We start from the raw sequence: 13,918 nt of genomic DNA on the forward strand, positions 1-13,918 counted from the left end.
GTGTTACGGACCATCAAGGGTAAATTCATTATTGGTTTTTTTCTGATTTTCTCTCTCTCTTTCCTTGTGCTCAATCAAACGGTCAAGAGCGTCATTAGGTCAAGTAATGAAAAAATTGTGACCTCAGATTTAATAGAGTTGAAAAAAAACAGTATCGTGTATATCAACCAAGCGTTTTTAATCAATCATTATAAAAACAATGAACTATACTTCGGCGATATGGCTGATGAAATAGTGGAAAGTTTAACTCATTCAACCGGAAGCAATGTAGGTGTTTATAGCGTGGATGGCAATTTGTTGTCTTCTTCTAATAAAACGGTGTTTTCGCAAGGTATTGATGAGGACCTAGAAAAAGCGATTAACGGAAAAAATGCTTATCACATCACCTATGATCGAAATAAAGCACAGGTATTTTTCTCTTATCCAGTTGTCATTGATGGTGCAAAAGTTGGCATATTACGCTTTTCTAAAGATTTTAATCTGCTTTACAAACAAAGTGGAGAGATTTTAAATATTATTTTTTATATCGCCCTTGCGATATTTGTGGCGGCGTTCCTTTTCTCTTATATACTTTCCAGACATATCACGATACCAATCGTCAAGCTGACAGAGGCTACCTCAGAAGTCAAAAAAGGAAAGCTGGATGTGGATATCCACTTTCCTAGAAAAGATGAAATTGGCCAGCTTACTATTAATTTCAATGATATGATTACCAGAATTCGAGATCAAATTTCAACCATCGAAAAAGATCGGGATCGGTTGAAGGAACTTAACGAGCAGGAAAAACGTTTTTTTGACAATATGACCCATGAGCTGAAAACACCTTTGACTTCTATTCAAGGCTATGCGGAAATCATAAAAGAAAAAGGGGAATCAGATCCGAAGTTTTTTAATAAAGGAATGAATCATATTGTTGAAGAAAGCCGGCGTCTGCACAATTTGGTCATAAAACTTCTTGAGGTATCTCGAGAAACATCTAAAGATCGTCATTTCGATAGGATCGATGCAGGAACAATTTTGAAAGATGTATGCGAATCTATGAAATTTCGTGCAGAACGATATAACAAAAGGATCATCTGTGAAATGGACGAAGGCCTCTATGTGTATGGCCAAACGAATAGACTGCGCCAACTTTTTATTAATCTTCTGGACAATGCAATCAAATACAGTTTATCGAATTCAAAAATCATGATTAAGGCTAAAGCTGTTGGAGATCAGGTTCTTTTTATATTCAAGAATCCAAGTGATCCATATGATGACACCCAATACACTAAAGTGTTTCAGCCTTTTTATTCGATTAACCAAAAGGTCACGGAAGAAGGAAGTTTAGGCTTGGGTTTAAGCATAGTGAAAACAATTGTTGAGGAACATCGGGGAACAATCAAGATGTTCTACAAAGAAAACCATACAATAATCACGATTGAACTAGCTTACATGAAGGTTGAGAAATGATCATGAAGAACAAACAGTTTATTATTTTATTAGGAATTCTACTGATTTTCGTGATTTTTGTATCCAGTTATAATATGGGAAAAAGATCGGAAACCATTATCATTCCAAACAAGGAAGAAAATCAGAGTGAGGATGATCAGAAGTCCGGCTCCTTTCAAGTGAAGAAGATATATCGCCTCCCCAAAGCTGACCAGTTGCTTGGATGGTCTTCATCGAACGCTATAGTTGGTTTTTTCAAAGGAAATGACTCAACTGAACGTGCAGCGCATCATCTTCAGCGTCTTCCCTTTCCCTTTGAAAAACCTGAAACCCTGAAGAGCATCGAAAGCAATACTGCTAACCTAAAGATGTCTCCCGACGGGAAAAGTATCGTCGGATTAACGATGTCATCGGATAAGACAACATTAAATCTGATGTCATTGACGAACAGAAACAAAAAGGAAATAGCAAGCTTTCCTAGCAAGGATGCCTATGTACAAGATGTTTCATGGTCAAATAATAGCAAATACATTTGTTATCTTGTCATTGATCCTGCGAAAAATGGCCAGACTGCGGTCAATGTATTTCATATAGATTCTGGAACTCTCAAAACGTATCCATTGAAGAATCTTGATGACAAAGAGTCGCCTACAGCAGCGGCAATTTCTGATAATGGACGCAGTTTGCTGTTTACGATGTTACACGGGCAACAATATCGCATTATGACGGGGACCATTAGCGGTGATGGCATCACCATTCAGAACAAGCGGCAGAATAGCTATGACGGGCCTGTTTGGTTAAACAATGACAAATTTGTATTTTTAGGTACCGGAGAAACCTTATACGAATACGATCTCAGAAACAATGAGCTTTCTGTCCTGCTCGAAAATGTAGCTGTTTTCAAGATCTCAAACGACCGAAAGAAAATCGCTTACTCTTTATCTAATAAGGACAATACGTATGCAGGAAAACTGCAAGGGAAAAATATCCTGTACGCAGAACCAATATACCATGGCCCCAATCCATCAGAAATATATTGGAGTCCTGATGGCAGCAACCTGCTCGTTTATAACCAGAATCAGTATGCCTCAATAGAAAATTCATCAGTGCGATTTTTTGACGCTCACTCTTATATCATTACATTTAAATAATCTATGATTTAAAACCTTATTTCTGTTGAATACGGAAATAAGGTTTTTTTATTGTGTCAGCAAGAGAATGAAAAAGTCCCGCTGCAGTATTCCTGCTTTTTTTGACATTTTGTTTACAAGTTGATCAAACTTCTGCGATATCTTCTATTTATAGTAAAAGAGCATCATTACTATCAAACTTTGTTTCCAAAGTTTCATTCTTATCTATGTGACTAGTTTTGATATTTACAATTGAGGAGTTGGAAAAAGTGTCAAATTCACCAAGAAGGGACCGTAAATTAAATCAAATAGGCAAAATAGGTTTTGGGATATTGATTATTCTGGGTGTCACTTTATTATGCATTTCTTGGAAAGCACTTGCTGGTCCAAAGCAGGAACCAATAAAAGAAAGTGCCGCTACTTCTGAGCAAATGCACAAAGATAAGAACAAAAATACAGCACAGAAAAAGGAGGAACAAAAAACATCACCTGAAATCGGAAAGGTGGTCTATTTAACATTTGATGACGGACCAAACCCTGCTGCATCAGAGAAAATTATGGATTTGCTCCATAAATACAATGCTAAAGGAACGTTTTTCATGTTAAAACCTAATATCGAGCGAAATCCTGCTCTTGTGAGAAAAATGGTAGAAAGCGGTCACTCTGTGGGGTCTCACGGCGTGACGCATCAGGTTTCCGAAATCTATAAATCCCCTGAAAGCTTTGCGACAGAAATGAACGATACGCTGGACTATATCAAAGATACAACCAAAGTCAACACACATTTGATACGAGCACCTTACGGGTCAAAGCCTTACATTACAGGCCCATTTAGAGAAGTTGTTAAGCGTGATCATTTTAATCTATGGGATTGGACAGTTGATTCAGAAGACTGGAAATACACTCACGGCGAATTTGTAAAAAATACAATTCAACAAGTAAACAATCTTGTAGGGAAAGAGCCGCTTGTTGTATTAATGCATGAAAAACCGACTACTGCGGCATATCTAGAAGAATTATTAAAATATTTCCGCGAAAGCGGCTACGACATGAAAGCAATCCATGATTCAATAAAGCCGGTACAATTCAGATTCAATTGAAGTAAAAGTCTAAAGTATCTTATATGAACTAAAAAATATCACGGAGATAAAGGAATTATTTATAAGAGAACCGTTAACCTGTATACCACAATTTCATTCCAAAAATATCTGAGATACGAAGCATAAGATACAGTGCATAACAATTTGTATTAGAATCTACCAATTGTTTAGAAAGGATTATGATAGTGAAAATCGGGAGAAGGAAACTGAAAATGCATAGTATTATATTGTTTATTCTAGCCCTCTTGTTAACCATTGGAGGCCTGACTTGCTACAGTATTTACCGCAACGTAGCAAAATCAGTCAATCATATGTATGAGCCTCTAGATAAAGATTCCAAGCAACAAGATGCTGATATCGGGCATGACCCTATATCCATTCTTTTGCTGGGAATAGATGAGCGTCCCGGTGATAAGGGACGCCCTGATTCGATGATCGTACTGACGGTAAATCCAGAGACGAAAACATCGACAATGGTAAGTATACCGCGTGATACCAGGGTATTTATGCGATCAAAGAATACCAATATTAAAATGAACTCAGCATATACTTATGAGGGAATTGAAGGTACCGTTCAAACCGTCGAACAATTTTTAAACATTCCAATCAATTACTATATCAAAGTAAATATGGAAGGTTTTAAAGATATTGTAGATGCCATTGGCGGAATAACAGTGCATAATGATTTCCCTTTCACCCTTGAAGGAGTGCATATACCAAAAGGGGAACAGCACCTTGATGGAAAGGTTGCTCTTACATATGCACGGATGAGAAAAGAAGATCCCCGCGGTGATTTTGGGCGCCAGCAGCGGCAGCGTGAAATTATTAATGAAATTATTCACGAAGGCGCACAATTAAAATCACTAAAAAACTATCAAGGAATTCTAACTGCCTTAGAAAAAAATATTCAAACAAACTTAACACTTGATAAAATGATCGATATTCAACGTTCTTATAAAGAAGCCGTTCAACATGTGAAACAGATCGAAATAAAAGGTGAGGATAAAAAAATAGATCACTTATGGTATCATGTTGTAACTGATGAAACGAGAAAGGACTTATCGAAAAAACTTCGCCAGCAATTAAATCTAGAATCTTAAAATAAATGTATTCATAAAACCGCTTATTCAGATATTGAGAAGAGTTCTTATCTCTTCTCTCTTTTTTAGATTAATGTTTTACGATTTCCCGGAATAAAAAATAGAGTATTCGCTTACTGGCTTAAAGCCTAATTTAGCTGCCAATGTAATGGACGCATTGTTGCAAACATCACAATCCCAGCTAGGAATAATCCCGTTCTTCAGACAAAATTCTATAAATTCGCTTGCTACGCAATAAGCTAAACCCATACCTCTATATTCTTCAAGTGTATAGATATCCATTTCCGCACGATTATGTCCTAAAAATATAGAGGTACACTCACTTACAACATGATTGCCATGTAATACGGCAAACCCAAAGCCTTTTGATGAAAAATGTGAGACAGAATCCCAATATTCCTCATAATAAGCTCTGTTAAATTCTGTGCTGTTTGAAATGACGTCTTCATCTATTCTTTTCAGTTCAAGCCCCTTTGGAACCATATCTGTTTTAGAAGGTTTTTGCTGATAAGAAAATGCCACTCTTTTCATTTGATTCAAATCGTCTTTCAGTATTGTGTTCATTACTCTATCCCATGTATCGTTAGAAGAAAACAAGGTAAATCGTTTTGTGGATCTCGCTTGCTCTTCATAATATCCTGCAATGAACTCATTAAAAGCTCGATTCCCTTGGTTTCCTGCAATAAAATAAATTCCTGATTCAGTCCCTATTAAAAACGATCTAGGGAATGTTTGGTCATCTACATAAACAACTCCCGGAATGGTTTGTTCTAATATTGAATAGACAAATGTTGGGCAAAATGTTTCATCAAACAATGTTTTTAAGCCGTTATATTTTTCTTTTGTTAATTCCTGCAAACTGACAACTCCTTTAAAAACAGCGTCTCCTTCATGATTCTGTTAACAAAATCAATTTTCCTCTGTCACAAGCTAAATAACTTCCCTTTTAAGCAGGCAGTTCACGGATCACAGATAAGTTAAACCAAAAACAGGTGTCTGCACTAGCCCGCAGACACCTGTTGAACAACACATTGAACTTATATAAACCAAAGAAAAAGCTGAGTATATCTATTAATTATTCCCCAGTTTCAGCAAACTGTTTTAAGCGGTCTCCAATTTCATCACGCACTCTTTGGAAAAATGCCCATTTTTCTTCGTCTGTTCCTTGTGCTTTTGCCGGATCATCAAATCCCCAGTGCTCGCGTTTTACATTCGGCGGCGTCATTGGGCACTTGTCAGCTGCATCACCACAGAGAGTAATAACTAAATCAGCATTGTTTAAAATGTTCGGATCAATTCTATCTGAGGTTTGATTGGAAATATCAATCCCCGCTTCTTTCATTGCTTTGACAGCATTAGGGTTTAATCCATGAGCCTCGATTCCTGCGCTGTACACGTTCCACTTATCACCAAGGTACTTTTTCCCCCACCCTTCAGCCATTTGACTGCGGCAAGAGTTTCCGGTGCATAAAAAGTAGATTGTTTTCTTTGACATGTTTATCTTCTCCTTTTAGAAACATGAATGGATGATCATCAGCCAAAGATACAGGCCGACAAGTGTAATAAATAATGTTGGGACTGTCAAAATGATTCCTGTTTTAAAATACGTGCCCCAGGAAATCTTCACACCTTTTTGTGAAAGGACATGAAGCCATAATAATGTCGCCAAGGAACCAATCGGCGTTATTTTAGGTCCTAAATCTGAACCAATGACATTTGCATATATGAGCGCTTCTCTCATCATTCCATGCGTATCTGTGCCGGCAATAGCCAGTGCATCAATCATGACAGTCGGCAAGTTATTCATAATGGAAGAAAGAATCGCCGCGATAAAGCCCATTCCAATTGTACCTGCGAACATCCCTTGATCAGCCACGGCTTGAATTACATCTGAAAGGACATCTGTCAATCCAGCATTACGGACACCGTACACAACAACGTACATGCCAATTGAAAAGAACACGATAGCCCACGGCGCTCCTTTCAGTACTTTCTTTGTTTGAACGGCTGGGCTCTTTTGCGCAGCAACTAAGAAAAAGATTGCAATGATACCTGCTACAACTGATACAGGAATAGAGAAAAATTCACTGGCAAAATATCCAACTATCAGCAGCCCCAAGATATACCATGATAGCTTGAACATGTTTTGATCTTTTATGGCTTCTTCAGGTTTTTTAACCTCAGTCAGATCATAACGTTTGGGTATGCTTTTTCTAAAGAAAAGGTAAAGTACAATGATACTCGCCAGTAGCGAAAACAAGTTGGGGACAATCATTCTGGATGCATAATCAATAAACGTAATATGAAAATAGTCTGCTGAAACGATGTTGACCAAATTGCTCACTACTAATGGAAGCGAAGTCGTATCTGCAATAAACCCGCTGGCTATGATAAAAGGAAAAACTAATTTTTCATTGAAATGTAATGCTCTGACCATCGCTAATACAATTGGTGTCATTATAAGAGCCGCACCGTCATTTGCAAATAATGCGGCGACGATAGCTCCTAATATAGATACATATATGAACATCCGCACACCGTTTCCTTTTGCAGCCTTAGCCATATGAAGCGCTGCCCATTCAAAGAAACCGATATTATCAAGGATTAACGATATAATAATAATTGCCACAAATGCCAATGTCGCGTTCCACACAATCCCTGTCACAGTTAATACATCATGAAAATTGACAACTCCGGCTATTAGAGCTAAAACAGCTCCTCCACAGGCTGACCACCCAATAGACAAGTTTCTCGGTTGCCATATGACCAAAACCAAAGTTTCTAAAAATATCAATAACGCCAAAATCACTGAAGTCAATCTAATGCCTCCTTACTGGCAACACGTTTGAGTTTCCTTTTGTTTGATCTGCTTTAACAATTTGTCCTCCTGATCGATTTGAAGTAAAACAAATTTCAATGTATCAAACTCAGGACATGAACTATTTATTGAATAATAGCGCCATTGCCCTCTTCTGTCCTCATTTACAAATCCTGCATTTTTTAATTTTCGCAAATGCTGGCTTATGGCAGGCTGACTCATTTCAAACATATCAACCAATTGACAGACACAATATTCTTTTTCAAGAAATAATTTCATCATCATAAGCCTTGTTTGATCACTAAGTGTTTTTAAACAGCGGGTCATCGTGGCAACTCCTATTTTTGTATCAACAGCCAAATGAACTCCTCCTTCCAAAACAATATAATTAAATCATTATAAATGAGCCAATTCATTATTTATATCACTCCGACATTATATAAGTCATTGTTTATATAAACAATAACTTATATTTGAAACATTAAATAAAATTGATTTGCTTAATGTCACATCTCATGATGAGAATCCTCACTTTGCATACCTTTCGTCATTATAAAAGCTGCATATAGCCTCTTTCATTCATTTCCCTTATGTATAAACTAAGGCAGTTTGCAAAACAAGAAAAAATCCTGTCTGATGAGAACAGGATTTCCGATAATTTTTCACACATTACATCATGATTTTAAATCAACACTCTCCAGTTGCTTTAAATACCTTTGCAGGCGAACCTTAGGGTTTAATTCTATATTTGTTATATGCTTTACATAGCGATTCGCACTTTCGGCGATTTCTTGGTCACTGATTCGATTAGCGCGATATTCAGCAAAGGAAGGCAGATAAGTCATGCCTACTAAATTGGCAGATGCTTGGAACGGCTTTGTCAGTTCGCTTATTGAAAATAAGTTATATCCTCCGGCTTGATAAGAATGTTCAGGTGAACCGATGGACATTGCAGTCACCCACTCTTTTCCATTCAATTTCGTTCCGCCAGGGCCATGAGCCCAGCCAAAAGTAAACACTTCATCAAACCACTGTTTTAACAGCGGGGGACTGCTGTACCAATATAACGGAAACTGAAAAACAATACGGTCATGGGCAAGAAGCTGCTGTTGTTCAAATTCCACATCAATCGGTTGATTGCGATATTTTTCATAGAGATCATGAACAGTTACATCCGGTTCACTTAAAACCGCTTCTTTCCACTTTTTATTTATACGAGAGGATTCGATGTTCGGATGTACAACGAGTACTAATGTTTTCATATCATCCATTCCTTTCTTTCCTTTGATGTGAATCATTATATGATGTATATTAAGATATAAAAAGTACGCACATTGATTGTATATAGTATCAAAAAGTATACTATTAGGAGTGAACAGCTTGAGAAATAGAAAACTTGGTATTGATTATTCTTCGGATGACTTTGAAGGATGCCCCGTGGAGACAACATTAGATATCATCGGGGGTAAGTGGAAAGGCATTCTCCTTTATCATCTCATTGACGGTAAAAAGAGGTTTAATGAATTCCGAAGATTATATCCTAAAATTACCCAACGCATGCTTACTCTACAATTAAGGGAATTGGAACGGGATGGCGTGATTCACCGCGAGGTTTATAAACAGGTCCCTCCAAAAGTGGAATACTCTTTAACCGAGTTTGGAAGAACGTTAGAACCTGTTATCCTGCACATGAAAGACTGGGGAGAAAAGTACAGAGACAGAATCAATAAAATTGAAACAACACGTAAAGCTGAAGAAGAAATCTAAATTCAGCAAAATGCAAAAAATACCAAGGGCGTTAAAACCCTTGGTATTTCTATGATTGAGACCCTCACCGATTATTCATCCGCAAGACCTCAATAAAGCGTTTTTGATTATATCATTGGCGGCATGTCTAAACGTATGGTGGCAAAGAGGGCTACCGTTAAAAAGGTCATTCTTTTTTCTAATGATTATTAAGCTTTCTAAAATTGCTGCCCTTCACTTCAGCTACGTCATATACGGTAACAAAGGCAGTTTTATCAATATCATTAATAATTTCCTTTAGTTTGGTTTCTTCTAAGCGGTTGATGACACATGTGATTTCTTTAAATTTCTCGTGGGAAAAACCCCCGTAAGCTTCTTTATATGTGGCGCTTCGGCCTAATTGATCACGTATGGTCTCTACCATCAATTCAGGTTGGGTTGTAATAATTTGAAACATTTTAGAACCGCTTAAGCCTTCCTCAACGACATGTATGACTTTCGATGCAATGTAGTAAGCAATGACTGAAAGCAATGCCCCTTTCAAGCCAAATACAGTGGAAACAAAAATAAACACAAAAAGGTTTAAGAATAAAATGAGATCGCTCGTTCCAAATGGCAGTTTTCGGGATAGCAGCACAGCAAGCATATCAATCCCATCTAATGCGCCGCCATTACGCAGCGCCAACCCCATTCCGAATCCAAGGATAATCCCGCCAACAACGGTGATTAACAAAGTATCTCCCTCTATAATAGCGGGTGTGTGGTGGAAAAAGCTTGTCCCCGCGGCGAGTGATATGATTCCGATAATTGATAATAACGCAAAGCTTTTCCCAATTTGCTTATATCCTAACCAAACAAACGGAATGTTAATGACAGCAATAAGAATCCCCAGCGGCAAATTGAATAGCTGTGAACCAACAATGCTGAGGCCTGTCACCCCTCCATCAGAGACACTGTTCGGAATCAAAACTGTTTCTAATCCATATGCCGCTATGATTCCTCCAATAATGACCATGATGACTTGCAGTATCTTTTTCACTTTAAATTTCTTATGTTTTTCGATTCTATTCATACCATTCCTCATTTCTCAAATATTTCGTTATATTTAAATATACCATAAGAGATATTTTCAGCTAAAAACATGCGTTTTTTTAAATAAATTAATTAACAGTAAGGTAACCCCTCTTTGACTTAGAACATTCATGTGCAGTGCCGCCTGTTGAGCAAGCGGCCCTTTCAGTTCAGATCGTGAATCGCCCTCAAACTTCAACACCGAAAATCCTAATTTATTCTGATATGATACTTAAAAAAGGAGGTTTGATTACAATGAATAGCCTGTGCCGCAGTAAACAAGCCCCATTTGAATACACCTTATCTCTTATAGGGGGCAAATGGAAAATGAGAATTCTCTATGAGTTAGGGTGTGAAAAAACGATGAGATACGGCGAGCTGAAAAGGGCTATGCCTTTCATCACACATAAAATGTTAAGCGCACAACTTAAGGAATTGCAAACTGACGGCCTTATTCATCGGTCTGAGGTTTCTCAAATCCCACTGAAAGTAGAGTATTCGTTATCTGACAGAGGGCTGTCTTTGTATCCCCTCATAGATGAAATGTGTAAGTGGGGAATAGCACAAGGAATGCCTCATATGTAAAAGCTACTTACAAAAAAGTGCGTACTTGTTTCCCAATGAGGGGAATTTTATACTGAATGAAAATACTTCGTTAGGAGGAAAAAATGACAAAACAAGTCTATATCATTCATGGCTACAGAGCCTCTTCAACAAATCATTGGTTCCCTTGGCTGAAAAAACGTCTGCTCGCAGATGGGGTCCAAGCAGACATTTTAAACATGCCTAATCCGCTCCAGCCAAGACTTGAGGATTGGCTGGATACACTCTCTTTTTATCAACACACTTTACATGAAAATACGTATTTGGTTGCGCACAGCTTAGGGTGCCCCGCCATTTTGAGATTTTTGGAACATATTCAATTACGAAAACAACTTGGCGGAATCATACTTGTTTCCGGCTTTGCCAAATCATTGCCCACTTTAAAGATGTTAGATGAATTTACACAGGGATCGTTTGATCATCAAAAAATCATCGAGTCCGCGAAGCACCGTGCTGTCATTGCTTCTAAGGACGACCAAATTGTTCCATTTTCATGGAGCAAGGATCTGGCACAACAAATTGACGCTGCGTTGTACGAAGTCCAGCACGGGGGCCATTTTCTAGAAAATGAAGGGTTTACTTCTTTGCCTATTGTTTATGATGTTTTAACCTCTTATTTTTCAAAAGAAACTCGCTAAAATCTTTCACCCATCTGCTTCACTCGAGCCCGCGAAAAACGGGCTTTCTGAGTTATTGTTTCATCAATACAGATAACTCACCTTCAAATACTTTTTCTTCTTTTTGATTATAAGTAGATAACAATACAGTGAGTATTCCCAATTCATTTCTCTTTGGCTGCTTATCAAGAACCTCAACAATTGTGTGCAGTTCATCATCAGGATATACGGGTTTTATAAATTTAATGTTATTCATTTCTGTTCCGGCAATCACATCGTCTCCATAGAAACCTTCTTCAATCCAAAGTTTAAAAGAAATGCCCAGCGTTTGTATTCCGGAAGCGATAATTCCATTAAATCTGCCTTTATTCGCTTTTTCTTCATCTAAATGCATATACTGAGGGTCAAATTCACCCGCAAACCGCATAATATCATCTTTTGTTACTTTTAGTGATTTCGTTTTGAATACCTGACCAATTGTAAACTCATCTAATTTCATCCTTACACCTCTATTTTGTCAATTATGTACTTGTTTATTTTAGCACTGCCAAAACAGTTAATAAAAAAATCGCTCCGGAATTTTTTCATCTCCCTATCCTCCAAAGCGTTTCATGAAGACGTAAGGTTATAAGAAGTATTTATTCACAATAAAAAAGAGAAAGAAAAAGATGGATCAATTGCATGAGACAATATTTCACAACCAGAGAAACCGCTATCCTTTCGAATATCAGAGTATTTTATTTTATAATCTAACCTGAAAGCACCCTCATATCTTCCAGGCAGCTTTCAGTTTTTTTATGCCTTCCTGTATGTTGAATTCAGAAACCCCTGCAAATCCAAGTGAGACCGTTTTTGTAGGAGGATGGTCTTTATAGGAAAGAGATACAGGATAAATTTTTACTCCATGTTCCTTTGCCTTCTCAATTAACTCTTTTTCACTAAATGGCAAATAAACGTCAAGTAAAATGCGAAGTCCAGAGTTTTCTCCGCGAATTCTGACATGCTCCCCTAATTCTCTTTGCACAGTTTCAAGTAAAATGGCTCTTTTTTTACGGTAAAGCTTTCTCATTCTGTTGATGTGTTTTTGCCACTCTCCATTTTTTATAAAGTCAGCTAGCGTGAGCTGACTGTGGCAGGATACCGTTTGCTTATATAATGACGTGATTTCATGGCCTTTTTTTAAAAGAGGCGAAGGAAGAATCATATAGCTGATGCGCAGCGAGGGAAGAAGAGACTTGGAAAAAGTGCCCATGTAAATGACACGGTTATGCTGATCTAGCCCTTGTAAGGAAGGAACCGGCTGTCCTGTGTATCTAAATTCCCCATCATAATCATCCTCTATGATAAAAGATTGATTTTCAGCCGCCCATTTGAGCAGTTCAATTCTTCTGTTAATCGTCATAATGGTTCCCAGCGTAAATTGGTGGGATGGCGTGACATATACAAGGTTTGGCTGCTGCTCTTTGATCTTCTGTATACAGATTCCTTCATTATCAACTGGTATAGGAAGAATACTCATACGATTGGCTTCAAAAATCTTGCGTGCTCTTGGATAACCTGGATCCTCATATCCTATAAAAATATTCGGCTCAAAAACCTGGCACAAGATTTGCAGAAGAATAGGGTTCCCGGCACCTATGATGACTTGTTCAGGGGCACAATGAACACCGCGTGATTGATACAGGTACTCTGCAATGAGTGTTCTTAGCTCAAACTCTCCTAAAACATGTCCCGGCCGATAAAGCTCGTGGCCATATTGGTCTAAACTATTGACCATGCTTCTTCGCCATGCAGAAAAAGGGAAGTAAGAAGAATCTACATTTCCATAGTGAAAATCAATCCATTGTTTATGTTCTTGGGCTTTTTCTTCACTTGGTGATGCGATTGGCATTTTACGATAGGCAAAATCAGAATCATGATAATCAGCAAACCATCCGCTTCTTGGCTTGCTTATGATATAGCCCTCAGCAGCAAGCTGTTCATAGGCACGTTCTACAGTCGTTTGACTGATGGAAAGCTGACTCGCCAGGAGTCTTTTGGAAGGGAGCTTCATTCCTTTTTGAATACGCCCCTGATGCATGTTTTCTTTGAAATAGCGATAGAGCTGCTGATAAAGCGGAATATCCAGATTTCTATTCAAAAAAGGCGTGATATCCATTTACACATTGTTCTCCTAACTGGTATGCATTTTTTTATGAAAACTGGCTGTTTATAAAAGGTCAATTCCAGTTTATAGTCATTGTAATCCTTAGATACCTTGTTTGTTAAGAAAATTCAGATCAATAGTGAAGGAAAAGAAACA

15 protein-coding genes are annotated in these 13,918 nt (G+C 37.8%); 7 read left to right on the forward strand and 8 right to left on the reverse strand.

All coding sequences use genetic code 11. The features are described 5' to 3' along the window. The 4 genes from AC0DBE_RS10065 (at position 1) to AC0DBE_RS10080 (ending at position 4,761) form a co-directional block, all read left to right on the forward strand. Entirely contained in the window at positions 1-1,452 is a 1,452-nt protein-coding gene (locus AC0DBE_RS10065; RefSeq protein WP_472962001.1) for a sensor histidine kinase, read from the forward strand. Beyond that, positions 1,449-2,582, forward strand: a complete 1,134-nt coding sequence (locus tag AC0DBE_RS10070; protein ID WP_472962003.1) for a WD40 repeat domain-containing protein — start codon at positions 1,449-1,451, stop codon at positions 2,580-2,582. Before AC0DBE_RS10065 ends, AC0DBE_RS10070 begins: the two co-directional genes overlap by 4 nt. Positions 2,583-2,830: 248 nt before the next feature. Beyond that, positions 2,831-3,661, forward strand: a complete 831-nt coding sequence (locus AC0DBE_RS10075) for a polysaccharide deacetylase family protein (RefSeq protein WP_061186274.1) — start codon at positions 2,831-2,833, stop codon at positions 3,659-3,661. Positions 3,662-3,873: 212 nt separating this feature from the next. Beyond that, positions 3,874-4,761: an LCP family glycopolymer transferase gene (locus tag AC0DBE_RS10080; RefSeq protein ID WP_472962005.1), complete on the forward strand. Its 888-nt coding sequence runs from the start codon at positions 3,874-3,876 to the stop codon at positions 4,759-4,761. A 78-nt stretch (positions 4,762-4,839) separates the two neighbouring features. Here the strand turns inward: AC0DBE_RS10080 and AC0DBE_RS10085 are convergent, their stop codons facing one another. The 5 genes from AC0DBE_RS10085 to AC0DBE_RS10105 form a co-directional block, all read right to left on the reverse strand. Then, positions 4,840-5,619 carry a GNAT family N-acetyltransferase gene (locus tag AC0DBE_RS10085; RefSeq protein ID WP_014112793.1) on the reverse strand — a complete coding sequence of 260 codons (780 nt, stop codon included), beginning with the start codon at positions 5,617-5,619 and terminating at the stop codon, positions 4,840-4,842. A 217-nt stretch (positions 5,620-5,836) separates the two neighbouring features. Beyond that, positions 5,837-6,256, reverse strand: a complete 420-nt coding sequence (gene arsC, locus AC0DBE_RS10090; RefSeq protein WP_268393581.1) for an arsenate reductase (thioredoxin) — start codon at positions 6,254-6,256, stop codon at positions 5,837-5,839. Between the two features lie 15 nt (positions 6,257-6,271). Continuing rightward, complete coding sequence (locus AC0DBE_RS10095; RefSeq protein ID WP_472962007.1) at positions 6,272-7,579, reverse strand: arsenic transporter; 1,308 nt, start codon at positions 7,577-7,579, stop codon at positions 6,272-6,274. Positions 7,580-7,591: 12 nt separating this feature from the next. Continuing rightward, complete coding sequence (locus tag AC0DBE_RS10100; protein ID WP_472962230.1) at positions 7,592-7,906, reverse strand: ArsR/SmtB family transcription factor; 315 nt, start codon at positions 7,904-7,906, stop codon at positions 7,592-7,594. Positions 7,907-8,253: 347 nt separating this feature from the next. Beyond that, entirely contained in the window at positions 8,254-8,850 is a 597-nt protein-coding gene (locus AC0DBE_RS10105; RefSeq protein ID WP_072565795.1) for an NAD(P)H-dependent oxidoreductase, read from the reverse strand. A 109-nt stretch (positions 8,851-8,959) separates the two neighbouring features. Between AC0DBE_RS10105 and AC0DBE_RS10110 the strand changes: the two genes are divergently transcribed. Continuing rightward, the gene (locus tag AC0DBE_RS10110; protein WP_041520865.1) at positions 8,960-9,346 is read left to right on the forward strand and encodes a winged helix-turn-helix transcriptional regulator; all 387 of its coding nucleotides are present in this window, start codon (positions 8,960-8,962) and stop codon (positions 9,344-9,346) included. A 178-nt stretch (positions 9,347-9,524) separates the two neighbouring features. Here AC0DBE_RS10110 and AC0DBE_RS10115 read toward each other — a convergent pair whose 3' ends face one another. Continuing rightward, complete coding sequence (locus AC0DBE_RS10115; RefSeq protein ID WP_014112786.1) at positions 9,525-10,397, reverse strand: YitT family protein; 873 nt, start codon at positions 10,395-10,397, stop codon at positions 9,525-9,527. Between the two features lie 254 nt (positions 10,398-10,651). Between AC0DBE_RS10115 and AC0DBE_RS10120 the strand changes: the two genes are divergently transcribed. Together AC0DBE_RS10120 and AC0DBE_RS10125 are read left to right on the forward strand one after the other, a co-directional pair. After that, the gene (locus tag AC0DBE_RS10120; protein ID WP_072183267.1) at positions 10,652-10,981 is read left to right on the forward strand and encodes a winged helix-turn-helix transcriptional regulator; all 330 of its coding nucleotides are present in this window, start codon (positions 10,652-10,654) and stop codon (positions 10,979-10,981) included. Positions 10,982-11,064: 83 nt separating this feature from the next. After that, entirely contained in the window at positions 11,065-11,637 is a 573-nt protein-coding gene (locus AC0DBE_RS10125) for an alpha/beta hydrolase (RefSeq protein ID WP_072183268.1), read from the forward strand. 52 nt (positions 11,638-11,689) lie between these two features. Here AC0DBE_RS10125 and AC0DBE_RS10130 read toward each other — a convergent pair whose 3' ends face one another. Next, positions 11,690-12,115, reverse strand: coding sequence for a MaoC family dehydratase (locus tag AC0DBE_RS10130; RefSeq protein ID WP_014112784.1), 426 nt, complete (start codon positions 12,113-12,115; stop codon positions 11,690-11,692). Between the two features lie 267 nt (positions 12,116-12,382). Next, positions 12,383-13,774, reverse strand: coding sequence for a MocR-like pyridoxine biosynthesis transcription factor PdxR (gene pdxR / locus AC0DBE_RS10135; protein ID WP_457895710.1), 1,392 nt, complete (start codon positions 13,772-13,774; stop codon positions 12,383-12,385). Positions 13,775-13,918: the final 144 nt, after the last annotated feature.

It is taken from the genome of Bacillus sp. VA15 (assembly GCF_055721145.1).

Coding starts and splice junctions, on each gene's coding strand:
- AC0DBE_RS10070 (WP_472962003.1), top strand. CDS start 1,449: ATGATCATGAAGAACAAACAGTTTATTATTTTATTAGGAATTCTACTG.
- AC0DBE_RS10080 (WP_472962005.1), top strand. CDS start 3,874: ATGCATAGTATTATATTGTTTATTCTAGCCCTCTTGTTAACCATTGGA.
- arsC (WP_268393581.1), bottom strand. CDS start 6,256: ATGTCAAAGAAAACAATCTACTTTTTATGCACCGGAAACTCTTGCCGC.
- AC0DBE_RS10100 (WP_472962230.1), bottom strand. CDS start 7,906: ATGACCCGCTGTTTAAAAACACTTAGTGATCAAACAAGGCTTATGATG.
- AC0DBE_RS10105 (WP_072565795.1), bottom strand. CDS start 8,850: ATGGATGATATGAAAACATTAGTACTCGTTGTACATCCGAACATCGAA.
- AC0DBE_RS10115 (WP_014112786.1), bottom strand. CDS start 10,397: ATGAATAGAATCGAAAAACATAAGAAATTTAAAGTGAAAAAGATACTG.
- AC0DBE_RS10120 (WP_072183267.1), top strand. CDS start 10,652: ATGAATAGCCTGTGCCGCAGTAAACAAGCCCCATTTGAATACACCTTA.
- AC0DBE_RS10125 (WP_072183268.1), top strand. CDS start 11,065: ATGACAAAACAAGTCTATATCATTCATGGCTACAGAGCCTCTTCAACA.
- AC0DBE_RS10130 (WP_014112784.1), bottom strand. CDS start 12,115: ATGAAATTAGATGAGTTTACAATTGGTCAGGTATTCAAAACGAAATCA.
- pdxR (WP_457895710.1), bottom strand. CDS start 13,774: ATGGATATCACGCCTTTTTTGAATAGAAATCTGGATATTCCGCTTTAT.